This is a genomic window from Kosakonia pseudosacchari, assembly GCF_900184035.1.
Classification (GTDB): domain Bacteria; phylum Pseudomonadota; class Gammaproteobacteria; order Enterobacterales; family Enterobacteriaceae; genus Kosakonia; species Kosakonia pseudosacchari.
Window position 1 is genome coordinate 19,856 of sequence record NZ_FXWP01000006.1, and the last position, 24,514, is coordinate 44,369.

The 24,514-nt window shown below is 54.3% G+C and carries 22 protein-coding genes and 4 tRNA genes; 21 read left to right on the top strand and 5 right to left on the bottom strand.

Translation table 11 applies throughout. From position 1 onward, the window contains the following. Positions 1-20: 20 nt before the first annotated feature. The 15 genes from wecA to BN2591_RS01405 all read left to right on the top strand — a co-directional run bounded on the left by wecA (position 21) and on the right by BN2591_RS01405 (position 13,093). Positions 21-1,124, top strand: a complete 1,104-nt coding sequence (gene wecA, locus BN2591_RS01335) for a UDP-N-acetylglucosamine--undecaprenyl-phosphate N-acetylglucosaminephosphotransferase (RefSeq protein ID WP_086868433.1) — start codon at positions 21-23, stop codon at positions 1,122-1,124. Between the two features lie 13 nt (positions 1,125-1,137). Then, positions 1,138-2,184, top strand: coding sequence for an ECA polysaccharide chain length modulation protein (gene wzzE / locus BN2591_RS01340; RefSeq protein ID WP_086868435.1), 1,047 nt, complete (start codon positions 1,138-1,140; stop codon positions 2,182-2,184). Positions 2,185-2,239: 55 nt separating this feature from the next. Further along, complete coding sequence (gene wecB, locus BN2591_RS01345) at positions 2,240-3,370, top strand: non-hydrolyzing UDP-N-acetylglucosamine 2-epimerase (protein ID WP_086868437.1); 1,131 nt, start codon at positions 2,240-2,242, stop codon at positions 3,368-3,370. Next, complete coding sequence (gene wecC / locus BN2591_RS01350; protein WP_086868439.1) at positions 3,367-4,629, top strand: UDP-N-acetyl-D-mannosamine dehydrogenase; 1,263 nt, start codon at positions 3,367-3,369, stop codon at positions 4,627-4,629. The genes wecB and wecC overlap by 4 nt, the downstream gene beginning before the upstream one ends. Positions 4,630-4,653: 24 nt before the next feature. Continuing rightward, positions 4,654-5,331, top strand: a complete 678-nt coding sequence (rffC, locus tag BN2591_RS01355; RefSeq protein WP_086868441.1) for a dTDP-4-amino-4,6-dideoxy-D-galactose acyltransferase — start codon at positions 4,654-4,656, stop codon at positions 5,329-5,331. 4 nt (positions 5,332-5,335) lie between these two features. Next, the gene (rffA, locus tag BN2591_RS01360; RefSeq protein WP_086868443.1) at positions 5,336-6,466 is read left to right on the top strand and encodes a dTDP-4-amino-4,6-dideoxygalactose transaminase; all 1,131 of its coding nucleotides are present in this window, start codon (positions 5,336-5,338) and stop codon (positions 6,464-6,466) included. A 1-nt stretch (position 6,467) separates the two neighbouring features. Continuing rightward, positions 6,468-7,718 carry a lipid III flippase WzxE gene (wzxE, locus tag BN2591_RS01365; protein ID WP_086868445.1) on the top strand — a complete coding sequence of 417 codons (1,251 nt, stop codon included), beginning with the start codon at positions 6,468-6,470 and terminating at the stop codon, positions 7,716-7,718. Continuing rightward, entirely contained in the window at positions 7,715-8,794 is a 1,080-nt protein-coding gene (locus BN2591_RS01370; RefSeq protein WP_086868447.1) for a TDP-N-acetylfucosamine:lipid II N-acetylfucosaminyltransferase, read from the top strand. Before wzxE ends, BN2591_RS01370 begins: the two co-directional genes overlap by 4 nt. Continuing rightward, positions 8,791-10,143 carry an ECA oligosaccharide polymerase gene (gene wzyE, locus BN2591_RS01375; protein WP_086868448.1) on the top strand — a complete coding sequence of 451 codons (1,353 nt, stop codon included), beginning with the start codon at positions 8,791-8,793 and terminating at the stop codon, positions 10,141-10,143. Before BN2591_RS01370 ends, wzyE begins: the two co-directional genes overlap by 4 nt. A gap of 12 nt (positions 10,144-10,155) precedes the next feature. Continuing rightward, a complete protein-coding gene (gene wecG, locus BN2591_RS01380) occupies positions 10,156-10,896 on the top strand; it encodes a lipopolysaccharide N-acetylmannosaminouronosyltransferase (protein ID WP_086868450.1) in 741 nt (246 codons plus the stop codon). 258 nt (positions 10,897-11,154) lie between these two features. Further along, complete coding sequence (gene thrP, locus BN2591_RS01385; RefSeq protein WP_086868452.1) at positions 11,155-12,540, top strand: bifunctional threonine/serine APC transporter ThrP; 1,386 nt, start codon at positions 11,155-11,157, stop codon at positions 12,538-12,540. Between the two features lie 102 nt (positions 12,541-12,642). After that, a tRNA-Arg gene (locus BN2591_RS01390) sits at positions 12,643-12,719 on the top strand. A gap of 69 nt (positions 12,720-12,788) precedes the next feature. Then, positions 12,789-12,864 (top strand) — tRNA-His (locus BN2591_RS01395). A gap of 28 nt (positions 12,865-12,892) precedes the next feature. Further along, a tRNA-Leu gene (locus tag BN2591_RS01400) sits at positions 12,893-12,978 on the top strand. Positions 12,979-13,016: 38 nt separating this feature from the next. Then, a tRNA-Pro gene (locus BN2591_RS01405) sits at positions 13,017-13,093 on the top strand. 611 nt (positions 13,094-13,704) lie between these two features. Here the strand turns inward: BN2591_RS01405 and hemY are convergent. The 4 genes from hemY to hemC are packed head-to-tail and all read right to left on the bottom strand — an operon-like array spanning position 13,705 to position 17,770. Next, a complete protein-coding gene (gene hemY, locus BN2591_RS01410) occupies positions 13,705-14,901 on the bottom strand; it encodes a protoheme IX biogenesis protein HemY (protein ID WP_065369785.1) in 1,197 nt (398 codons plus the stop codon). A gap of 2 nt (positions 14,902-14,903) precedes the next feature. Next, complete coding sequence (gene hemX / locus BN2591_RS01415) at positions 14,904-16,070, bottom strand: uroporphyrinogen-III C-methyltransferase (protein WP_086868454.1); 1,167 nt, start codon at positions 16,068-16,070, stop codon at positions 14,904-14,906. Positions 16,071-16,091: 21 nt separating this feature from the next. Further along, a complete protein-coding gene (gene hemD / locus BN2591_RS01420) occupies positions 16,092-16,832 on the bottom strand; it encodes a uroporphyrinogen-III synthase (protein WP_086868455.1) in 741 nt (246 codons plus the stop codon). Then, positions 16,829-17,770 carry a hydroxymethylbilane synthase gene (gene hemC / locus BN2591_RS01425; RefSeq protein ID WP_086868457.1) on the bottom strand — a complete coding sequence of 314 codons (942 nt, stop codon included), beginning with the start codon at positions 17,768-17,770 and terminating at the stop codon, positions 16,829-16,831. The genes hemD and hemC overlap by 4 nt, the downstream gene beginning before the upstream one ends. Before the next feature lie 311 nt (positions 17,771-18,081). On the opposite strand from hemC, the gene cyaA reads away from it, so the two are divergent. Beyond that, the gene (gene cyaA, locus BN2591_RS01430; protein ID WP_086868459.1) at positions 18,082-20,625 is read left to right on the top strand and encodes a class I adenylate cyclase; all 2,544 of its coding nucleotides are present in this window, start codon (positions 18,082-18,084) and stop codon (positions 20,623-20,625) included. 34 nt (positions 20,626-20,659) lie between these two features. Here the strand turns inward: cyaA and cyaY are convergent, their stop codons facing one another. After that, on the bottom strand, positions 20,660-20,980 hold the full coding sequence (gene cyaY, locus BN2591_RS01435) for an iron donor protein CyaY (protein WP_086868461.1): 321 nt from the start codon (positions 20,978-20,980) through the stop codon (positions 20,660-20,662). 137 nt (positions 20,981-21,117) lie between these two features. Here cyaY and lptM point away from each other — a divergent pair, with 137 nt between their 5' ends. Genes lptM through yigB form a run of 5 tightly spaced genes read left to right on the top strand, consistent with a single transcriptional unit; the run spans position 21,118 to position 24,501 of the window. After that, positions 21,118-21,321, top strand: coding sequence for an LPS translocon maturation chaperone LptM (gene lptM / locus BN2591_RS01440; RefSeq protein ID WP_086868463.1), 204 nt, complete (start codon positions 21,118-21,120; stop codon positions 21,319-21,321). A gap of 36 nt (positions 21,322-21,357) precedes the next feature. Beyond that, entirely contained in the window at positions 21,358-22,182 is an 825-nt protein-coding gene (gene dapF / locus BN2591_RS01445) for a diaminopimelate epimerase (RefSeq protein WP_086868465.1), read from the top strand. Beyond that, complete coding sequence (locus BN2591_RS01450) at positions 22,179-22,886, top strand: DUF484 domain-containing protein (protein ID WP_086868467.1); 708 nt, start codon at positions 22,179-22,181, stop codon at positions 22,884-22,886. Before dapF ends, BN2591_RS01450 begins: the two co-directional genes overlap by 4 nt. Continuing rightward, entirely contained in the window at positions 22,883-23,785 is a 903-nt protein-coding gene (gene xerC / locus BN2591_RS01455; RefSeq protein ID WP_086868469.1) for a tyrosine recombinase XerC, read from the top strand. The genes BN2591_RS01450 and xerC overlap by 4 nt, the downstream gene beginning before the upstream one ends. Then, entirely contained in the window at positions 23,785-24,501 is a 717-nt protein-coding gene (gene yigB / locus BN2591_RS01460; RefSeq protein WP_086868471.1) for a 5-amino-6-(5-phospho-D-ribitylamino)uracil phosphatase YigB, read from the top strand. The genes xerC and yigB overlap by 1 nt, the downstream gene beginning before the upstream one ends. Positions 24,502-24,514: the final 13 nt, after the last annotated feature.

Genomic DNA, 24,514 nt, shown 5'->3' on the forward strand with positions numbered 1-24,514 from the left:
ATTAGCTGAGAGCATGCATTGTGAATTTACTCACTGCTTTTACTGAATTATTCAGTATTTTTTTGTTCACCACCGTTTTCTTGTTTTTTGCGCGAAAAGCAGCAAAACGAATCGGCTTGGTGGACAAACCCAACTTTCGCAAACGGCATCAGGGCTTGATTCCTCTGGTTGGTGGCATTTCAGTTTATGCGGGCATCTGTTTCAGTTTTGGTATCACCGACAATTATATTCCGCATGCCTTACTCTATCTTTTCTGCGCGGGGATATTAGTGCTGATCGGTGCGTTGGACGATCGTTTCGATATCAGCGTGAAATTTCGCGCCGTAATTCAGGCGCTGGTCGCCGTGATTATGATGGTTGTCGGTAAGCTCTACCTTAGCAGCCTCGGTTATATCTTTGGTTCATGGGAGATGGTGCTCGGTCCGTTTGGCTATCTGCTGACGCTGTTTGCCGTATGGGCGGCAATTAATGCGTTCAATATGGTTGATGGCATTGATGGTCTGCTGGGAGGTCTTTCATGCGTCTCTTTTGCTGCCATGGGCTTTATCTTGTGGTTTGATGGGCAATTCAGCCTTGCAATCTGGTGCTTTGCGATGATTGCGGCCATCCTCCCTTATATCTTGCTTAATCTCGGTGTTCTGGGACGTCGCTATAAAGTCTTTATGGGTGATGCGGGTAGTACCCTCATTGGTTTTACCGTTATTTGGATCCTGCTGGAGACCACGCAGGGTAAGACGCATCCGATTAGCCCGGTAACAGCATTGTGGATTATTGCCATTCCTCTGATGGATATGGTGGCAATCATGTATCGTCGTCTACGTAAGGGGATGAGCCCTTTTTCGCCAGATCGTCAGCATATTCATCATTTGATCATGCGCGCAGGTTTTACTTCCCGTCAGGCTTTTGTACTGATTACGCTTGCCGCAGCCTTGCTCGCCAGCATTGGTGTTACTGCAGAATTCCTTCGTTTTCCACCTGAGTGGACAATGTTGGCATTATTCTTGCTATCTTTCTTTTTGTATGGCTACTGTATCAAACGAGCATGGAAAGTGGCGCGTTTTATCAAACGTGTGAAACGCAGAATGCGCCGTAACAAAGGTCAAAAATCAACACTCACCAAGTGAAATCGGGAAAGCGATGATTCAACCAGCGTCAGGAGCACCTTCGATGGGGACGGAAAATGAACTGGATATCCGGGGCTTATTCCGTACTTTATGGGTAGGAAAATTATGGATCGCGGGAATAGCATTGTTGTTTGCTTTGCTCGCCTTAGTCTGGACCTTCTTTGCTACCCAGGAGTGGAGTGCGACCGCCGTTACCGACCGCCCCACGGTTAATATGCTGGGAGGTTATTATTCCCAGCAGCAGTTCCTGCGTAACCTGGACGACAAAGCTAACCAGACGCCAACCGATCAGGTATCGGTCATGGATGAGGCATATAAAGAGTTCATTATGCAACTCGCCTCCTGGGATACGCGCCGCGATTTCTGGTCGCAAACGGATTACTACAAACAGCGCCTGGTCGGTAACAGCAAAGCGGATGCGGCGATGCTTGATGAGCTCATCAATAACATCCAGTACACACCTGGAGATGTTGTCCGCAACCTTAATGATAACGTTAAGTTGATTGCTGAAACCGCGCCAGATGCTAACAACCTGCTGCGTCAGTATGTCGCCTTTGCCAGCCAGCGTGCCGCCAGTCATCTTAACGATGAACTGAAAGGCGCCTGGGCCGCACGTACCATCCAGATGAAAGCACAGGTTAAACGCCAGGAAGAAGTCGCTAAGGCGATTTTTAACCGTCGTCAACACAGTGTTGAGCAAGCGCTCAAAGTCGCTGAGCAGCACAATATCTCTCATAACGAAACCGAGGTTCCACCGGACGAGCTGCCGGATTCAGAACTGTTTATGCTGGGCCGCCCTATGCTGCAAGCGCGGCTGGAAAACCTGCAGGCAGTGGGGCCACAATTTGATCTGGACTATGATCAAAATCGGGCCATGCTGAATACGCTTAACGTCGGTCCGACACTTGATCCCCGTTTTCAGACATATCGTTATTTGCGTACGCCGGAAGAACCGGTAAAACGCGACAGCCCGCGTCGTGCTTTCCTGATGATTATGTGGGGAATTGTTGGCGCGTTACTCGGCTCCGGAATTGCATTAACACGCCGCCGTTCGAATTAAACGCCGTCTGAGATGAAGGCTCCGTGCCTTCATCTTCTAATCGAAGAGAATCGTTGTGAAAGTACTTACCGTATTTGGCACGAGGCCAGAAGCTATCAAAATGGCTCCGCTGGTACATGCGCTGGCAAAGGATCCAGACTTTGAAGCAAGAGTTTGCGTCACTGCGCAGCATCGGGAGATGCTTGATCAGGTGTTAACGCTCTTCTCTATTGTTCCGGATTACGATTTAAACATTATGAAGCCAGGACAAGGGCTTACGGAGATAACCTGCGGCATCCTTGAAGGGTTAAAACCCATCCTGGAATCCTTCCGCCCGGATGTGGTGCTGGTGCATGGCGACACGACAACGACGATTGCGGCGAGCCTTGCCGCATTTTATCAGCGTATTCCTGTCGGGCATGTTGAAGCGGGTCTGCGTACTGGCGATCTCTCTTCGCCATGGCCTGAAGAGGCAAACCGCACGTTGACCGGCCACCTGGCGATGTATCACTTTGCGCCGACGGAAAACTCCCGCCTCAATTTACGCCGTGAGAATGTTGCGGATAACCGCATTTTTGTCACTGGCAATACCGTCATTGATGCGCTTTTCTGGGTTCGCGACAGCGTGATGAATAACCCTTCGCGTTACGAGGAACTGGCGGCGCGTTATCCGTTCCTCAGCAGAGATAAAAAACTGATCCTTGTTACCGGCCATCGCCGCGAGAGTTTTGGTCGTGGTTTTGAACAGATTTGCCATGCGTTAGCGGATATCGCCGCGCAACATGATGATGTGCAAATTGTCTATCCGGTCCATCTGAACCCCAATGTCAGCGAGCCCGTAAACCGAATTCTTGGTCACGTTGAGAACATTACCCTGATAGAACCTCAGGATTACCTGCCGTTTTTGTGGTTGATGAATCATGCCTGGCTGATCCTGACGGATTCGGGCGGCATACAGGAAGAAGCCCCTTCGCTCGGCAAGCCGGTGCTGGTAATGCGTGATACCACCGAACGCCCGGAAGCCGTTGATGCGGGCACGGTTAAACTGGTTGGCACGGATCGCCAGCGCATCGTGGAAGAGGTCTCGCACCTGCTTCATGACAACGATGCCTGGCAGGCGATGAGCCGCGCGCACAACCCTTATGGTGACGGGCTGGCCTGCGGCCGCATTTTGCACGCACTTAAAAATAATCGGGTAACACTATGAGCTTTAAAACCATTTCCGTTATTGGCCTGGGCTATATTGGTCTGCCTACCGCAGCGGCGTTTGCGTCACGGCAGAAGCAGGTTGTTGGCGTTGATATCAACGCCCATGCGGTGGAAACCATTAACCGTGGCGAAATCCATATTGTCGAGCCGGAACTGGGAAGTGTAGTGAAAGCGGCGGTAAACGGCGGCTATCTTCGCGCGAGCACCACGCCTGTCGTCGCAGATGCTTACTTGATCGCCGTGCCAACGCCATTTAAAGGCGAGCACGAGCCGGATATGGCCTATGTTGAGGCGGCAGCGAAATCCATCGCGCCAGTGCTTGGCAAAGGCGCGTTAGTGATCCTTGAGTCGACCTCGCCGGTAGGGGCAACAGAACAGATGGCGCAGTGGCTTGCCGACGCGCGCCCGGATCTCACTTTCCCGCAGCAGGCGGGTGAAAACGCCGATATCAATATCGCCTACTGTCCGGAGCGCGTGCTGCCGGGGCAAGTCATGGTTGAGCTGATTAAAAATGACCGCGTGATTGGCGGGATGACGCCGGTTTGTTCGGCGCGGGCCAGTGAGCTGTACAAAATTTTCCTCGAAGGCGAATGCGTGGTTACCAACTCGCGTACCGCTGAAATGTGCAAACTTACCGAAAACAGTTTCCGCGATGTGAACATTGCATTTGCCAACGAATTGTCGCTGATTTGCGCCGATCAGGGGATCAACGTTTGGGAGTTGATTCGTCTGGCGAACCGCCATCCGCGCGTCAATATTCTGCAGCCTGGTCCTGGCGTTGGCGGGCACTGTATCGCCGTTGATCCATGGTTTATTGTCGCGCAGAACCCGCAGCAGTCGCGGCTTATCCGCACCGCGCGTGAAGTTAACGACTTTAAGCCGCACTGGGTGTTGAATCAGGTCAAAGCGATGGTTGCCGATTGTCTGACGGCCAGCGGCAAACGTGCCAGTGAAATCAAAATCGCCTGTTTCGGGCTGGCCTTTAAACCCAATATTGATGATTTACGTGAAAGCCCGGCAATGGAAATTGCTCTCGACATCGCCCAGTGGCACAGCGGTGAAACACTGGTAGTGGAACCAAATATTCATCAACTGCCGGCTAAATTCGCCGGACACGCCACGCTGGTAAATACCCATGATGCGCTGGCGCAGGCCGATGTGCTGGTAATGCTGGTTGATCACAACGAGTTTAAAGCGGTGGAGAGCGCCAGCATTGACCAGCAATTCGTTGTCGATACCAAAGGTGTCTGGCGCTAAGCGAGCGAGCATAAAGGGAACAGCATGACCATTCACGGCACGGTAGAAGAACTGGCATGGGAAAGCCGCTTTTTTAGCTTGCGTAGCGCGATTGTTCGCCTGCAACCCTCGGCGCCTGCGTTGACCAGCGCAGATTTTGCTAATTGGGCGCGTGTGCAGGTGAAACTACCGGCATCGCAGCCCCACCAGTTAGATGCATTGCAGCAGCTCGGTTTTCAACTGGTTGAAGGCGAGATCGACCTTTCGCTGGCGGTAGAGGAACAGGGTGTCGATCCGTCGGCTGATGTGGCGACGCTTGCGGATATCCCTGTGCTACGCCAGCTGGCAGCTGAAATTTTTGTGCAGAGCCGATTCCGCGCCCCCTGGTATCCAGCAGAGGCGAGCGGGCGTTTTTATGCGCAATGGATCGAAAACGCCGTAAAAGGTGAATTTGACCATCAATGCCTGGTCTTTCGTAACGCAGATGGCGCTATCGCTGGCTTTGTTTCGCTGCGCCAGCTCAACGAACAGGAAGCGCGCATTGGCCTGTTGGCCGGGCGCGGTATGGGCGAAAAATTAATGCAGGCGGCGTGCCACTGGGCGCGTCAGCGCGGGCTAAAACGTGTGCGGGTAGCGACTCAGCTAGGGAACACTGCCGCACTTAAACGCTATATTCAAAGCGGGGCGAATATTGAAAGCACCGCTTTGTGGCTATACAGGTGACTCTATGATCCCCTTTAACGCCCCACCGGTGGTGGGAACGGAACTCGACTACATGCAGTCGGCGATGGGCAGCGGTAAGTTATGCGGCGATGGCGGTTTTACCCGCCGCTGTCAGCAGTGGATGGAGCAACGTTTTCGCAGCGCGAAAGTCTTACTGACACCCTCCTGCACGGCGTCGCTGGAGATGGCTGCACTGTTACTGGATATCCAGCCTGGCGATGAAGTGATCATGCCGAGCTACACCTTCGTGTCGACCGCCAACGCGTTTGTACTGCGCGGTGCGAAAATCGTCTTTGTCGATATCCGCCCGGATACTATGAACATTGATGAAACGCTGATCGAAGCCGCCATCACCGAAAATACCCGCGCCATTGTGCCGGTGCATTACGCGGGAGTCGCCTGCGAAATGGACACCATTATGGCGATTGCCAAACACCATAATTTGTATGTGGTGGAAGATGCGGCACAGGGCGTGATGTCTACCTATAAAGGGCGGGCGCTGGGCACGATCGGCCATATTGGTTGCTTTAGTTTCCATGAAACCAAAAACTACACCGCGGGCGGCGAAGGCGGTGCGACGCTGATTAACGATCGCGCGCTGGTGGAACGGGCAGAGATCATTCGTGAGAAAGGCACCAACCGCAGCCAGTTTTTCCGTGGGCAGGTGGATAAATACACCTGGCGGGATATCGGTTCCAGCTATCTGATGGCAGATCTCCAGGCGGCCTATTTATGGGCGCAACTGGAAGCGGCAGAACGTATTAACCAGCAGCGCCTGGCGCTGTGGCAAACCTATTACGACGCTTTAAAGCCGCTGGCGCGCGCGGGTCGCATTGAGCTGCCCTCGATCCCTGCGGAATGTAGCCACAATGCGCATATGTTTTATATCAAGCTGCGTGATGAAGCCGACCGTAGTGCGTTGATTGCCTTCCTGAAAGAAGCGGAAATCCTCGCGGTGTTCCATTATATCCCGCTGCATGCCTCACCAGCTGGTGAAAAATTCGGCGAATTTCACGGCGAAGATCGTTACACCACACAAGAAAGTGAGCGTTTGCTTCGTCTGCCGCTGTTCTATAACCTGGCACCGGTTAATCAGCGCACCGTTATCAGTACGCTTCTGAGCTACTTCAACTGACATGTCGCTGGCAAAAGCATCGATATGGACGGCCGCCAGCACGCTGGTCAAGATTGGCGCGGGCTTGCTGGTGGTCAAATTGCTTGCGGTGGCGTTTGGGCCGTCAGGTGTCGGGCAGGCGGGGAATTTCCGCCAGCTTATCACTGTGTTGGGTGTGCTGGCAGGTGCCGGGATTTTTAATGGCGTAACGAAATTTGTCGCGCAATATCATGATGATCCTGCTCACTTGCGTATTGCTGTCGGCACGTCGTCTGCTATGGTGCTGGGCTTTTCGACGCTGCTGGCGCTGATTTTCCTGCTGGCGGCGGCACCGATTAGCCATGGGTTATTTGGCCACACCCATTATCAGGGGCTGGTGCGCTTAGTGGCGCTGGTACAGATGGGCATTGCATGGGCCAACCTGCTGCTGGCGGTGATGAAAGGTTTTCGCGATGCTGCGAGTAACGCACTGTCGTTGATTATCGGTAGCGTGATTGGCGTGCTGGCCTGGTTTCTCTGTTTCAAATTGGGTGGCTATCAGGGGGCGTTGCTGGGGATGGCGCTGGTGCCCGCGCTGGTGGTGGTTCCGGCAATGTTCATGCTGATGCGACGTGGCAGTGTTCCGCTGGCGTACTTTGCGCCGAGATGGGACAACGGATTAGCGGGGCAGTTAAGCAAATTTACGTTAATGGCGCTGATCACCTCGGCAACCCTGCCGCTGGCCTATGTGATGATGCGAAATCAGCTGGCGGCGCACTACAGCTGGGATGACGTGGGGATCTGGCAAGGGGTCAGCAGTATCTCCGATGCTTATCTGCAATTTATTACCGCCTCGTTCAGCGTTTATCTGTTACCGACATTGTCCAGATTGGCGTCAAAAGCAGAGATTTCGCGCGAAATCGTTAAATCGCTGCGTTTTGTGTTACCGGCGGTAGCGGCAGTGAGCCTTTGCGTCTGGCTGCTGCGCGATGTGGCAATTTGGCTGCTGTTTTCCGACAAGTTCACTGCGATGCGCGATCTGTTCGCCTGGCAACTGGTCGGGGATGTATTGAAAGTGGGTGCTTACGTATTTGGCTATTTGGTTATCGCCAAAGCGTCGCTGCGCTTTTATATACTGGCGGAAGTGAGCCAGTTCGCGCTGTTAACCCTGTTTTCGCGCGTGCTTATCCCGGCGCATGGCGCTATCGGCGCGGCGCAGGCCTATATGGCGACCTACATTGTTTATTTTGCCGCGTGCTGCGGCGCTTTTTTGATTTGGCGTAAGAAGGCATGACTGCACTGATTCACGTATTGGGATCGGATATCCCACACCATAACCAGACTGTTCTGCGGTTTTTTAATGAAAACCTTGCGGCCTCGGGCGCGTATGCCCGTGAATTTATGGTAGTTGGCTGCGACGAAGGGCAAAGCGCGGCGTATCCGGAATTAACGCTGCACTTCTATGCCGATAAAAAAGCGCTGGCAAAAGCCGTTGTCGCGCGCGCAAAAGCCGATCGTCAGCAACGCTTCTTCTTTCACGGTCAGTTCAACTCCGGCCTGTGGCTGGCGTTATTGCGCGGCGCTATCAAGCGCGAACAGTTCTACTGGCATGCCTGGGGCGCCGATCTGTATGAAGTGTCACGTAGCCTCAAATTCCGTCTTTTTTATCCGCTGCGTCGGTTAGCGCAACGCCGGGTAGGCTGCGTTTTTGCTACCCGTGGCGATCTGGCCTGGTTTGGGCAACGTAACCCGGCCGTGCGCGGCGAGCTGCTCTATTTCCCTACACGGATGGATCCGGCGCTGAATACCATGGCGCACGAGTTGCAACGGGAAGGCAAACTGACGATTCTGGTGGGTAACTCCGGCGACCCGAGCAACGAGCATATTGCTGCATTGCGAGCGATTCACCGCCAGTTTGGCGACACGGTTAATATCATTGTACCGATGGGTTACCCGGCGAATAACGACAGCTATATCACCGCGGTACGCAACGCCGGTCTGGCGCTATTTAGCGCAGATAACGTGCGTATTCTGAGCGAAAAAATGGACTTTGACGCTTATCTGGCACTGCTGGCGCAATGCGATTTAGGCTACTTTATTTTCGCTCGTCAGCAGGGGATTGGCACGCTTTGCTTACTGATTCAGGCCGGCGTTCCCTGCGTACTGAACCGGGAGAATCCTTTCTGGCGCGATATGGTGGCAGAAGATATTCCGGTGTTGTTTACCAGCGACGCGCTAAATGAGGCGGTGATCCGCGAAGCACGGCGGCAACTGGTGGCAGTGGATAAGAATGCCATTACGTTCTTTAGCCCGAATTACATTACGCTTTGGCATAAAACGCTGCGTATGGCTGCGGGGATCGTCGGATGAGCCCACTGGAATTTTGCGGACTGTTTATCATCTGGCTGCTGGCGGCGCTGTTTATCGCCACGCTGACCTGGTTTGAATTCCGCCGTGTGCGTTTTAACTTTAACGTTTTCTTTTCGCTGCTGTTTCTGCTGACTTTTTTCTTCGGTTTTCCGCTGACCTGCGTGCTGGTGTTCCGTTTTAACGTCGCCGTGGCACCGCCGGGAATTATGATGCAGTCATTGCTGGCAGCGGCGTGTTTCTATGGCATCTATTACGTCACGTACAAAACGCGGCTGCGGGCGAAAGCTGAACAGGCGACACGTCGCCCTCTGTTCACCATTAACCGGGTGGAAGCGCATCTGACATGGGTGATGCTGATGATCATCGCGCTGGTGAGCGTGGGGATCTTCTTCATGCACAACGGCTTTTTGCTATTCCGCTTGCACTCTTATAGCCAGATCTTCTCCAGCGAAGTGTCCGGCGTCGCGTTAAAGCGTTTCTTCTACTTCTTTATTCCGGCGATGCTGGTGGTCTACTTCCTGCGTCAGAGTGCGCAGGCGTGGCTGTTCTTTCTGGTCAGCACCGTAGCATTTGGCCTGCTGACCTATATGATTGTTGGCGGTACGCGCGCCAATATCATCATTGCGTTCGCGATTTTCCTGTTTATCGGTATTATTCGCGGCTGGATTTCGCTCTGGATGCTGGCCGCTGCGGGTGTGCTGGGGATTGTCGGTATGTTCTGGCTGGCGCTGAAACGCTATGGCTTAAATGTCAGCGGTGACGAGGCGTTTTATACCTTTTTATACCTGACGCGCGATACCTTCTCGCCGTGGGAAAACTTGTCGCTGCTGTTGCAAAACTACGACAAGATTGATTTTCAGGGGCTGGCGCCGATTGTGCGCGACTTCTACGTGTTTATCCCTTCCTGGTTATGGCCTTCGCGGCCTGGCATTGTGCTCAACACGGCGAACTACTTCACCTGGGAAGTGCTCAACAATCACTCCGGGCTGGCAATTTCGCCCACGCTGATTGGTTCGTTAGTGGTGATGGGCGGCGCGTGGTTCATCCCGCTGGGTGCGGTGGTCGTGGGCCTGATCATTAAATGGTTCGACTGGTTATATACTTTAGGAAACCGGGAAACCAACCGCTATAAAGCCGCGATCCTTCATAGCTTCTGCTTTGGTGCGATTTTCAACATGATTGTGCTGGCGCGTGAAGGGCTGGATGCGTTTGCCTCGCGTGTCGTGTTCTTCCTTGCCATTTTCGGCTTCTGCTTGCTGATGGCGAAACTACTGTACTGGCTGTTTGACAGTGCAGGGCTTATACATAATCGCGATACGCGCGTAGTGAAACCCCTCTCCCAGGTGTGAAAAGGATTTAACATGACGGAAAAGACGGCAGCGCCGCTGTATGACCTGCGCGGTCTGAAACTGGTTGGCTGGCGCGATATGCAACACGCGCTGGATTTTCTCTGTGCGGACGGGCAAATCAAGCAGGGTACGCTGGTGGCGATCAATGCCGAGAAAATGCTGACGCTGGAAGATGACGCGCACGTTCGGGCGTTGATTGAGGCGGCGGAATATAAGTACGCCGATGGCATCAGTGTCGTTCGATCGTTGCGCAAGAAATTCCCGCAGGCGCAGGTTTCTCGCGTGGCGGGGGCCGATCTCTGGGAACAACTGATGGCGCGGGCAGGAAAAACGGGCACGCCGGTGTTTCTGGTCGGTGGAAAGCCTGATGTGTTGACGCAAACAGAGCAGAAACTGCGTGCGCAGTGGCAGGTTAATGTCGTCGGGAGCCAGGATGGTTATTTCAGCCCGGAACAGCGACAGGCACTGTTTGAGCGGATCCGCGATAGCGGGGCGAAAATCGTCACCGTGGCAATGGGCTCGCCGAAGCAAGAAATTTTCATGCGCGACTGCCGTGCTGTCTGGCCGGATGCGCTGTATATGGGCGTGGGCGGCACTTACGATGTCTTTACCGGGCATGTGAAGCGCGCGCCGAAATTCTGGCAAAAATTAGGGCTGGAGTGGCTGTATCGCTTATTGTCACAGCCGACGCGGCTGAAACGCCAGTTACGCTTGCTGCGCTACCTTCGCTGGCACTACAGCGGAAAACTCTGATGCTCTACCGGCGGCGTAATGCGCTGCCTTTTTCCTTTCGGTTGTTGTTTTATTGTGCATTACGCCTGTTTTTTTTATACATCGTTTGCCATTTCCCTCATTTTAAGAAACCATTCGCTCACTCATTGCAGTGCCGTGGTGTTTTTTGCGCCAACCATTTCCGGGTCGGTGCAGCATGGCCTGTTATGAGCTGAGGAAAAACTCATAACAATAACCCGCAGAGCGGGCAAAGAAAGAAGCAAACACAACAGAGGATTTATGGCCGAAAACAAACCAGAGCTTCAGCGTGGTCTGGAGTCTCGTCACATTGAATTAATTGCCCTCGGGGGCACCATAGGTGTAGGCCTGTTTATGGGCGCTGCCAGTACGCTGAAATGGGCAGGCCCGTCGGTATTGCTGGCGTATATTATCGCCGGGATTTTCGTCTTCTTTATTATGCGCTCAATGGGCGAGATGCTGTTTCTGGAGCCGGTCGCCGGTTCCTTCGCGGTTTATGCGCATCGTTATATGAGCCCGTTCTTTGGCTATCTCACCGCCTGGTCCTACTGGTTTATGTGGATGGCGGTTGGCATCTCGGAAATCACCGCGATTGGCGTGTATGTCCAGTTCTGGTTCCCGGATCTTGCGCAGTGGATACCCGCGCTGATTGCGGTGGGGCTGGTCGCCCTGGCCAACCTGGCAGCGGTGCGTTTGTATGGTGAAATTGAATTCTGGTTTGCGATGATCAAAGTCACCACCATTATCGTGATGATTGTCGTGGGCCTGGGCGTGATTTTCTTCGGCTTTGGTAACGGCGGTCACTCTATCGGTTTTGGCAACCTGACCGAACATGGCGGTTTCTTTGCCGGCGGCTGGAAAGGCTTTTTAACCGCGCTCTGTATCGTTGTGGCCTCTTACCAGGGCGTCGAGTTGATTGGTATCACCGCAGGTGAAGCGAAAAACCCGCAAGTGACGCTGCGTAGCGCGGTAAGTAAAGTGCTGTGGCGCATTCTGATTTTCTATGTGGGCGCCATCTTTGTTATCGTCACCATCTTCCCCTGGAACGAAATTGGCACCAATGGCAGCCCGTTTGTGCTGACTTTCGCCAAAATCGGTATCACGGCGGCGGCAGGCATCATTAACTTTGTGGTGCTGACAGCGGCGCTGTCCGGTTGCAACAGCGGCATGTATAGCTGTGGTCGTATGCTTTACGCATTGGCGAAGAACCGCCAGCTGCCGGCGGTGGTGGCAAAAGTGTCCAAAAGCGGCGTTCCGGCGATGGGCGTGACCATTTCCATCATTATTCTGCTGGTCGGCTCTTGCCTGAACTACATCATTCCCAACCCACAGCGCGTATTTGTTTACGTATATAGCGCCAGCGTATTGCCCGGCATGGTGCCGTGGTTCGTGATTTTGATAAGCCAACTGCGTTTTCGTAAGGCACATAAAAAAGCGATTGCCAGCCATCCGTTCCGCTCGATGCTGTTCCCGTGGGCAAACTGGTTAACCATGGCATTTCTGATTTGCGTGCTGGTAGGGATGGGCTTCAACGACGATACGCGTATGTCGCTGTTTGTCGGCATTATCTTCCTCGCTGCGGTAACGGTGGCGTATAAGGTATTTGGCTTCCATCGGCATGCTGTTACGCAACGGGTGGGTGAATAAGAGGCAAAATGCGCAAAGCATAACCAAACGCGCATTTTCTTCAAAAAAGCACTAGACAGCCGCGCCCGAAGTCCGTACTATCCACCCCCGCAACGGCGCTACGCGCCCGTAGCTCAGCTGGATAGAGCGCTGCCCTCCGGAGGCAGAGGTCTCAGGTTCGAATCCTGTCGGGCGCGCCATTTAAACCCGGCGCTTGAGCTGCGGTGGTTCGTGAAATATCACGATACCGCGTGAACAGATTTACAGTGGTGGCTATAGCTCAGTTGGTAGAGCCCTGGATTGTGATTCCAGTTGTCGTGGGTTCGAGTCCCATTAGCCACCCCATTATTTTGCAGTACAAGTTTCGTGGAATGCGAAGGTGGCGGAATTGGTAGACGCGCTAGCTTCAGGTGTTAGTGTCCTTAGGATGTGGGGGTTCGAGTCCCCCCCCTCGCACCACAACTTAGATTGAACAAAAAATTCAAAAAGCAGTAAAACGGCGAGTAGCGCAGCTTGGTAGCGCAACTGGTTTGGGACCAGTGGGTCGGAGGTTCGAATCCTCTCTCGCCGACCAATTTTGAACCCCGCGTAAGCGGGGTTTTTTGTTTTTGTCTTTCCTGTCCCTTCTTCTCTTCTTTTGCACGTTTCCATCATCCTTTTTGCCTGTGTTGCTCGTGGACGACAATCTGCCCTTACGGTGTCGCTCTGTGGCGACATTTAACTCACTGATTTTAAATGGCCTTGATGATTAGCCTGCTATTTGTCGTTCCGGAGCGACACATTGGCATTTGGCAAAGGCGGTGAAGGCGTGGTCGATGGGCAAGAAACGCTGAATTTGCTGATATTTTAAAAGTTTGCGCGGTGTAACATTTGTTAATGCAGTTATGGCACGGTATGTGCAATAATATACGCGTAGATGCTCATTCCATCTCTTATGTTCGCCTTCAGGCCTCATAAACTCAGGAATGATGCAGAGCCGTTTACGGTGCTTATCGTCCACAGACAGATGTCGCTTCGGCCTCATCAAACACCATGGACATAACGTTGAGTGAAGCACCCATTTAGTTGTCAAAGACCTGTTTTAACGCCTGCCTGAGTATTCCGGCAGGCGTTTTTTTATGTCGTAACACTCCATGCTTCGGATTGCAGGCGCTTTGGCTTTCCTGCAACCCGTATCAATGGGTGTTAGTGAGGCGGGTTGTTTTGCAGTGTCAGTAACAAACCGTCACGGCGCATGGTGGCGGCTTCTTCCGGTTGATGCAGGCGATCGAGACAGTCTGCGAGCCAGGCATAATCAAACGCGTCAGCACGCTGTTTCAGCGCGGCGCGAAACGCAAGGCAGGCTTCCTGCCATTCACCGTGCTTCATCAACGATTGCCCCAGCGTACTCCACAGCAGTGGGCGATCTCCCTGCGTTTTGATTTGCTGGCGCAGGACTTTTTCGATCTGCTCCGGGTTGTTGGTTTTCAGGCGAGGGATGACCAGTACCAGGCGATCGTCGTACTGGCGCTTCAGGCCATCAAGCACGATCTCCTGTGCGGTATCGTGATCGTCGCACTCAATTAAGTGCTCGGCCATGGCCACCTGCAACACCACCTGCTGACGGGTTTTGCGGCTCTGGTTTTTCCACCAGGTTTTCAGCCCCTCGCTGCCTTGATCGGCACGTGCTTGATCCATCATGCCGATCCACGCCTGCTGCTGCAGAAGATCGCGGTGTTCATCGTCGCCAACGTTGGCTTTTGCCATCGACGGGATGATATCTACCAGCGACGTCCACGCACCGGTGCGAATATAAGCCTGCTCTGCCAGACGCAGCACTTCGGGGTGGCGAGGTGTGATTTCCAGTAACTTATCCACACCATGACGCGCAGCATGGTTTTCGTTGCGCGCCAGTTGCAGACGCACACGCGTGATTTCTACCGGAATCGGATCGTTCTCTGCCAGCTCTGCGGCGCGTTCCAGATGCTGATTCGCGCGGACTTCATCGCCGCGCTGCTGCGCCGCTTCTGCCGCCAGCAGGTAGTTAACCACCGGTTGCTCAGCGTGATCGGCATTCTTCGACATCAGCTTTTCAACCTGCTGATAATCGCCTTCCGCCAGTTTCAGCAGCGCCTGCTCAGTCTGTTTACGGGCGCGACGGCGTTTGCGGCCGACAAACCAGCCACGCGTATGCGAGCCAGTACGGAAAATGCGGCGCAGCACCCACTCGAGAGCAAAGATAACCACTAATGCCAGCACCAGAATAATGACCAACCCGGTGACGCTGGTTTCGATGTTGTAGTTATCGGTCTGGATCAGCACATAGCCTTGATGTCCGGCGAGCATTGGTCCGAGAACGATCCCGGCGATCAGCAGTGCAAAGAGTAATAACACTTTCAACATAGTTACTCTCCCTGGGCTGCGTCGGGTGCTGCGGCTGCGGGTGCCTGTTCAGCGGCTACGGCTGGCTGGGCCATCAGATTGCGTACGCGTGTCTGCATGAGTTTTTCCAGAATCGGCTGGCTTTGCAGTGATTCCGGCAAATCCATGGCAATGGTTTGTTGACTCAGCTTGTCCACTTCTTCGAGAAACGCTTTAGTCGCAGCGTCATCGGTATCGTAGTAGGCCCGTACCCAGGTGGAGACATTATCCAGCGCTTGCTTATAGGTCTCTTCCTGGTGGCGCGGAACGGCTTGCGCGGCAACCAGCAGGCGCGAGCGGATATTTTCGCGCAGGTAAACATCCTGGTTCGGCGCGAGCAGCGGTACGGCTGTCTCATCACGGCGACGAATGGTAATAAAACTGTCCATAAAGTTCTGCCAGCTTTTTTGCAGATTAACTCGCCATTCGCTCAGGGAACTGGAAAGCTCGCCGTTATCAGCGTCCATCGGGGAGTCATCATCGTTATTGTCCGCCAGACGCAGGTTATCAATCTGGTTGGAAAGCTGATTTAACTTCAGAATGGCACCGTCGTAATCCACCTGAGTGATAGCGGAAAGAGTGGCGATATCGTCTGTAATTGCGCGGCGGGCGGTGATAAGGCTCGGATCGTTCATATCCGCGAGGCTGGCATCGGCGCTTTTCAGCAGTGCCGCCGCGGTGGTGACATCCTGATCGCTCCACAGTTTGCGACCGGCCAGTTTCACCAGGAAATCAGCCTGGGCCAGCTGCCAGGTTTTGGCGTCGGAGCCGGAAATGGTCGCCACTTTCTGCTGTACGTCATTTAGCTCTTTTGCCAGCACGTCGTTCTGGTGTTTGGCCGCGGCAAGCTCGCTGGATTGCTGCTTGATTACGCCTTCCAGCTCCGCACGCTGCTTATCCTGCGATTGTTGTAGGGCAATAACCTGATCGGCGAGTTCGCCATTGTTGTTGTTCAGGGTTGCCGTCTGCTGTTTCACCCAGCCATAAAGCCCTGCGCCAGATGCCAGTGCAATCGCGATGGCGATCGCGCTGAGTGCAAGGCTGGTCCTGTTAGCGCGTGCATTTTTCTCTGCTTTCTCCGGCGGCGGCGTTGCGCCGTCAGCCGCTTTGGTCTCTTCAACCTCAGCGGAGGAGTGTTGTTGTTCCGTCATTATGGCTTCCCATTATGAGAGTTATTGTAATGCGCGAAGCAGCGCATCGTTGTCGGCATTGTCAGCGACCTGAATATCCTGCCAGCCCAGATCCCGGGCGAGGTGCGCCAGACGTTCGCTTACCACCACCAGGCGGCAGCGAAGTAACCAGTTCTCCCGATACCAGGGAGGAATAAGTGAATACAGTTGTTGCATCATTTCGCCGCTGGTGACCACAAGCGTGGTCACACCGCGTGTGTGCCAGCGCATCGCTTCTTCCGCGCCGTCATAGCATTTCGCGCTGCGTTGATAGCACTCGCAAAACTCAACTTCAGCGCCGCGCGCCGCCAGCGTTTCTGCCAGCACTTCGCGCCCGCCATTGCCTCGTAAGATTAGCGCATGCTTGCCCTGAACACTTTGCAATTCAGGTAATTGTAGCAACACTTCGCTGATTTCCCGATCGAGGGGATAGCGCACGTAAATTCCGCTAACGGTGTGTAACGCCAGCGCGGTGGTGCGACCTATTGCGAAATAGTGCGGTTCGTTGGGAAAACGTAGCCCTTTTTGTTGCAGGAGTGCATGGGCGAATGAAACGGCATGTTGCGATAGCGCAAACACCATGTCATCAGCGGTTAACGCGGCAAGCCGGGTGGGGAGCGAACCCAACTCGCGGCCCGGCGTAAATTCGATCAGCGGAAAGCTCCAGGCCACCAGCCCCAGTGTGCGCAGTCGGCTCACTAATTCTTCCCCTGCGGGGGACGGGCGGGTGACCAGAATGCTCATGCGGGGGCGTCTCCGTTGTAAATTTCGGCCAGAATGGCGCGTGCGCCATTATCGAGTAACTCTTCCGCCAGCGAGATACCAAGCTGCTCGGCATCTTCCAGGCGGCCGCGACGTTCGCCGCGTACCATAATGGAACCATCTGGCGCGCCAACCAGCCCGCGCAGCCAGATCCCGCCATCAATCAGTTCAGCATAGCTGCCAATTGGCACCTGGCAGCCGCCTTCAAGACGCGTATTCATAGCGCGTTCGGCTTTCACGCGCACGGCGGTGTCGTCATGATTCAGCGGCGCGAGCAGGGCACGCGTGCGCGTATCGTCCAGGCGGCACTCGACACCTACCGCACCCTGGCCGACAGCTGGCAGCGAGGTTTCCGGCGACAGCGCGGTGCGTACGCGGGAACCCAGTCCAAGGCGATTAAGACCGGCAACGGCGAGAATAATCGCGTCATATTCACCGTTATCCAGCTTGCTCAGGCGCGTACCGACATTCCCGCGCAGCGAGCGGATCACCAGGTCCGGGCGATGCTCCGCCAGTTGACACTGGCGACGCAGGCTGGAGGTGCCGACAATGCTGCCAGCGGGCAATTCATCCAGCGAGTTATAGCGATTTGATACAAAAGCGTCGCGGGGATCGTCGCGCTCACAGATGGTCACCAGGCCAAGCCCTTGCGGGAAATCGACCGGTACATCCTTCATGGAATGCACGGCGATATCGGCACGGTTTTCAAGCAGCGCCAGTTCGAGTTCTTTGACAAACAGGCCCTTGCCGCCCACTTTTGCCAGCGGTGTATCGAGGATCACATCTCCGCGAGTGACCATCGGCACCAGTTCAACTGTTAATCCTGGGTGGCTCGCCTCAAGGCGTTCCTTAACGTATTGTGCCTGCCAGAGCGCAAGAGGGCTTTGCCGTGTGGCAATTCTTAAAACATTGTCTAACATGCTTGTTACCGTCCTTATCGTCCGTTGACCATCCTAACATTGTTGCATTAGGGTGTCAGTGCTCGCGGTAGATTGCATGGCTGCGAGAAGGCGACAGCGCTGCAATGCAGGCGCAACCGGGCTGTAATTCGGACTTTACAGAGAGCGTTTGCTGCTACACTGGTTTGTAGCGCATCTTTCTTTACGGTCAATGAGCAAGGTGTTAAATTGATCACGTTTTAGACCATTTTTTCGTCGCTCCCCCTATAAAGATAAGGGCGAAAAAAGGTGACGGCTATTTTGGATTTTCTGTAAACATCAGGCGATATGTCTTGTACCTCTATATTGAGACTCTGAAACAGAGACTGGATGCCATCAATCAATTGCGTGTGGATCGCGCGCTTGCTGCCATGGGACCTGCTTTCCAGCAGGTTTACAGTCTGCTGCCAACATTGTTGCATTACCACCATCCGCTGATGCCGGGCTACCTTGAAGGTAACGTTCCCCAGGGCATTTGCTTTTACACGCCTGATGAAAACCAACTTCACTACCTGAACGAACTTGAACTGCACCGTGGCATGCCGCCGCAGGCTTCGCCGAAGGGCGAACTGCCGATTACCGGCGTCTATTCTATGGGCAGTACCTCATCGGTTGGGCAAAGCTGTTCCTCGGATCTGGACATCTGGGTCTGCCATCAATCCTGGCTCGATAATGAAGAGCGCCAGTTGTTGCAGCGTAAATGCAGCCTGCTGGAAAGCTGGGCGGCCTCGCTCGGCGTTGAAGTAAGCTTCTTCCTGATTGATGAAAACCGTTTCCGCCACAATGAAAGCGGCAGCCTCGGTGGCGAAGACTGCGGTTCCACGCAGCATATTTTGTTGCTTGACGAATTTTACCGCACCGCCGTGAGGCTGGCCGGTAAACGTATCCTGTGGAATATGGTGCCGGGAGACGAAGAAGAGCATTACGACGATTACGTCATGACGCTCTATGCGCAGGGCGTGTTAACGCCGAACGAATGGCTCGATCTGGGTGGCCTGAGCTCGCTTTCGGCGGAAGAGTACTTCGGTGCCAGCCTGTGGCAGCTCTATAAAAGTATTGATTCGCCGTACAAAGCGGTGTTGAAAACGCTGCTGCTGGAAGCTTATTCCTGGGAATACCCCAACACGCGCTTGTTGGCGAAAGATATCAAACAGCGTTTGCATGATGGCGAGATAGTCTCGTTTGGTCTCGATCACTACTGCATGATGCTGGAGCGCGTGACGGCATACCTGATCGCCATTGAAGACACCGCGCGTCTCGATCTTGCTCGTCGATGTTTCTATTTAAAAGTGTGCGAGAAACTGAGCCGCGAGCGCGCCTGCGTTGGCTGGCGCCGTGAAGTGATTTCGCAACTGGTGAAAGAGTGGGGCTGGGATGACACGCGTGTAGCGATGCTGGATAACCGCGCAAACTGGAAAATTGATCAGGTTCGCGAAGCGCACAACGAACTGCTCGACGCGATGATGCAGAGCTACCGCAACCTGATTCGCTTTGCCCGCCGCAACAATCTGAGCGTTTCCGCCAGCCCGCAGGATATCGGCGTATTAACCCGTAAGCTGTACGCGGCGTTTGAAGCGCTACCGGGTAAAGTGACGCTGGTGAACCCGCAGATTTCCCCGGATCTCTCCGAACCGAATTTAACCTTCATCCATGTGCCGCCGGGCCGTGCCAACCGTACGGGTTGGTATCTTTACAACCGCGCGCCAAATATGGATTCGATCGTTAGCCATCAGCCGCTGGAATATAACCGCTACCTTAATAAGCTGGTCGCCTGGGCGTGGTTTAACGGTCTGCTGACTTCACGTACGCACCTGTTTATTAAAGGCAACGGCATTGTTGATTTGCCGAAGTTGCAGGAGATGGTAGCGGATGTTTCACATCACTTCCCGCTGCGGCTGCCTGCGCCGACGCCAAAAGCGCTCTACAGCCCTTGCGAAATCCGTCACCTGGCGATCATCGTTAACCTGGAGTACGACCCAACCGCGGCGTTCCGTAACCAGGTGGTGCATTTTGATTTCCGTAAACTTGATGTGTTCAGCTTCGGCGAGCAGCAAAATTGCCTCGTTGGTAGCGTAGATTTGCTCTATCGCAACTCGTGGAATGAAGTGCGAACCCTGCATTTCAACGGCGAGCAGGCGATGATCGAAGCGCTGAAAACCATTCTGGGTAAAATGCATCAGGATGCCGCGCCGCCGGATAGCGTAGAAGTGTTCTGCTACAGCCAGCATTTACGTGGCCTTATTCGCACACGTGTACAGCAACTGGTTTCAGAATGTATTGAGCTGCGTCTCTCCAGCACGCGCCAGGAAACCGGACGTTTCAAAGCGTTGCGTGTTGCCGGGCAAACCTGGGGGCTGTTCTTTGAACGTCTCAATGTCTCGGTGCAGAAACTGGAAAACGCGATTGAGTTTTACGGCGCGATTTCTCATAACAAGCTGCATGGCCTTTCGGTGCAGGTGGAAACCAATCACGTGGAATTACCTGCGGTGGTGGATGGTTTTGCCAGCGAAGGGATTATTCAGTTCTTCTTTGAGGAGACCGGCGAAGAGGGCTTTAACATCTATATCCTGGATGAGAGCAACCGCGCGGAAGTTTATCACCACTGCGAAGGCAGCAAAGAAGAGCTGGTGCGCGATGTCAGCCGTTTCTATTCTTCATCTCATGATCGCTTTACGTACGGTTCGAGCTTTATCAACTTTAACTTGCCGCAGTTCTACCAGATTGTGAACGTTGAAGGGCGCGCGCAGGTGATTCCGTTCCGTAATCAGGCAATTAGCACCGCGACGCCGGCAAATCAGGATAACGACGCGCCGTTGCTTCAGCAGTACTTCTCTTAATCGATTTGCCCGGCGTTCCACCGGGCAATGAAAGTCAGCGGAAGCTGACCGTTTCTCCTGCTTGTTGGCTCGCCGCCTGTTCCAGCAGATCCCAGAATTTCTCACCGCTGCGATCGCACACCCATTCGTCACCTTTCAGGTCAAAATGGTAGCCGCCTTGTTTGGTCGCCAGCCAGACCTGGTGTAGCGGTTCCTGGCGGTTAATAATGATTTTGCTGCCGTTTTCAAAGCTGATAGTCAGCACGCCGCCGTTGATCTCGCAGTCGATATCACTGTCGCCGTCCCAGTCATCCAGGCGTTCTTCAATGGTCAGCCACAGGCCGTCTGCGAGGCGATGAAATTCACTGTCGTTCATTCTCTTATCCCGTTTTTTATGATGGCAGCAGTATAACGCGAAACATTTCCCGATGCCCTAAACGCGCAAACTCTTGCTTTTGTGTCTTCTCCTGCGATGATAGAAAGCAGAAAGAACGAACTTACAGGCAACTTATAATGAAAGATGTGTTTCGCACGCTGGCCGTACTGCTGACTCTGTTTAGCCTGACGGGCTGTGGTCTGAAAGGCCCACTCTACTTCCCGCCCGCCGATAAAAACGCGCCGCCGCCAACCAAAACGCAAACCAGCACGATTCAGCCAGCCGCGCCGGATACAAACGATCGTGGTGATGACGGCTCACCGACGCAGGTGAATTACTGACGTTACCGTTCTGTATCCGCGCAAATGGAGTAGATGATGCAGTTCTCAAAAATGCATGGCCTTGGCAACGATTTTATGGTCGTCGACGCGGTAACGCAGAATGTCTTTTTTTCCCCGGAGCTGATCCGTCGTCTGGCGGATCGCCATCTTGGCGTAGGGTTCGACCAGTTGCTGGTGGTTGAGCCTCCTTACGATCCTGAACTTGATTTTCACTATCGAATTTTTAATGCCGATGGCAGCGAAGTGTCGCAGTGCGGCAATGGCGCGCGCTGCTTCGCTCGTTTTGTTCGCCTGAAAGGATTGACCAATAAACGTGATATCCGCGTCAGTACGGCGAACGGTCGTATGGTATTGAGCGTAACGGAAGATGAGTTAGTGCGCGTGAATATGGGCGAGCCGAACTTCGAACCGTCGCAGGTGCCGTTTCGCGCGAACAAAGCGGAAAAGACCTATATTATGCGCGCGGCAGAGCACACAGTATTGTGCGGCGTTGTCTCGATGGGCAACCCGCACTGCGTGATTCAGGTGGACGACGTCAACACCGCCCCCGTCGAAACGCTGGGGCCGGTTCTGGAAAGCCACGAACGTTTTCCTGAGCGTGCGAACATCGGCTTTATGCAAGTCGTTAAACCGGACAACATTCGCCTGCGCGTTTATGAGCGCGGCGCCGGGGAAACCCAGGCCTGCGGCAGCGGTGCTTGCGCGGCTGTCGCTGTCGGCATCTCGCAGGGTTTGCTGGCGGAAAATGTTCGCGTGGAGTTACCAGGCGGTCGACTTGATATCGCATGGAAAGGCCCGGGCCAACCACTGTATATGACTGGCCCGGCGGCACATGTCTACGACGGGTTTATTCAGTTATGAAGCAGCCAGGGGAAGAACTACAGGATACCTTTACACAGCTGGATGACCGTGAGGTCATCGATTATCTGCTGCGTAACCCTGATTTCTTTATCCGCAATGCACGGCTGGTGGAACAGATGCGTGTACCACATGCGGTGCGCGACACCGTTTCGCTGGTGGAATGGCACATGGCGCGCTCGCGCAATCACATCAATGTGCTGGAAGAGAACATGACGCTGTTGATGGAGCAGGCCAGCGCGAATGAAGGTTTGTTCTACCGTTTGTTGCGCCTGCAAGGGCGGCTGGCGTCCGCGCCGAGCCTCGACGAGTTGCTCAACCGTTTCCATCGCTGGGCACGCGATTTAGGGCTGGCGGGCGCCACTATCCGCCTGTTTCCCGATCGCTGGCGTCTTGGTGCGCCGTCGAAGTTTACCCATCTTGCGCTCTCAAGACAGGCATTTGAACCGCTGCGCATTCAGCGTCTTGGCCAGCAGCATCACTATCTTGGGCCGTTAAACGGGCCGGAGTTACTGCTGCTGTTGCCGGACGCGAAAGCGATTGGTTCCGTCGCGATGTCGCTGATGGGGCCGGATGGCGCGCTGGGCGTTGTGTTGTTCAGCAGTCGCGACGTTCACCATTATCAACAGGGACAAGGCACTCAGTTGCTGGACGAGATCGCGCAGATGCTGCCGGATCTGCTGGAGCGCTGGATTGAGCGCGTATGACCGATTCTCCGCTGTTTTCGTTCGTCACCCGTTTTCTGCGCTACCTTAGCGTTGAACGCCAGCTCAGCCCTATCACGCTTTTAAATTATCAGCGTCAGCTTGATGCCATTATTGCTTTGACCGAAGAAACGGGTCTGAAAAGCTGGCAACAATGTGATGCTGCGATGGTGCGTACCATTGCCGTGCGCAGCCGGCGCAAAGGGCTGGGCGCGGCGAGCCTGGCGCTGCGGCTCTCGGCGCTGCGCAGTTTCTTTGACTGGATGGTCAGCCAGGGCGAGTTGCCCGCCAATCCGGCAAAAGGCATTTCCGCGCCAAAAGCGCCGCGCCATCTGCCGAAAAACATTGACGTTGATGATATTAACCGGCTGCTGGATATTGATCTTAACGATCCGTTAGCCGTACGCGATCGCGCGATGCTTGAAGTAATGTATGGCGCGGGTCTGCGTTTGTCTGAACTGGTGAATCTGGATATTAAGCATCTGGATCTGGAAAGCGGTGAAGTGTGGGTGCTTGGTAAGGGCAGCAAAGAGCGCCGCTTGCCGATTGGCCGCAACGCGGTCGCCTGGATTGAACACTGGCTTGATCTGCGTGGCCTGTTCGGTGCCGAGGACGATGCGCTGTTTTTGTCGAAGCTCGGCAAACGCATCTCCGCGCGCAATGTACAAAAGCGCTTCGCTGAATGGGGCATTAAGCAAGGATTGAACAGCCACGTGCATCCACATAAGCTGCGCCACTCTTTCGCCACCCATATGCTCGAATCAAGCGGCGATCTGCGCGGTGTGCAGGAACTGCTTGGTCACGCCAATCTGTCCACCACTCAGATATATACTCATCTTGATTTTCAACATCTTGCTTCGGTATACGATGCGGCGCACCCGCGCGCCAAACGGGGGAAATAATGCGTTTTTACCGCCCATTAGGTCAGATCTCCGCGATCACCTTCGACCTGGACGACACCCTTTACGACAACCGGTTGGTTATCCAGCGCACAGAACAGGAAGCGCTGGCGTTTGTGCAGCGTTATCACCCGGCGTTAAGCAACCTGGAAAACACAGAATTCCACCGCTTGCGCCAGTCGCTGCGGGAAACCGAACCGGATATTTATCACGATGTCACCGAGTGGCGTCGGCGTGCCGTTGAACGCGCGATGCTGGACGCTGGTCTGACAGCGGAAGAAGCCGCTGCCGGTGCAAATGCCGCGATGGTCAATTTTGCCAAATGGCGCAGCCGTATTGATGTGCCAGAGGAAACGCACGACACGCTGAGGAAGCTCGGCAAAAAGTGGCCGCTGGTGGCGATCACCAACGGTAACGCGCAGCCGGAGTTGTTCGGCCTGGGCGACTACTTTGAATTCGTGCTGCGTGCCGGGCCGGATGGTCGCTCAAAACCGTTTAGCGATATGTACCACCTGGCGGCTGAGCGTCTCGGCGTGGCGATTGGTGATATCCTGCATGTTGGCGATGATTTGACCACCGACGTTGCCGGGGCGGTGCGCTGCGGCATGCAGGCTTGTTGGATCAAGCCGGAAGGCGCAGATCTGCTGCAAGCCAGCGACAGCCGGTTACTACCGCATGTGGAAATTTCGCGGTTGGCATCCCTCACTACGCTGATATAATCACCAGCTGTTC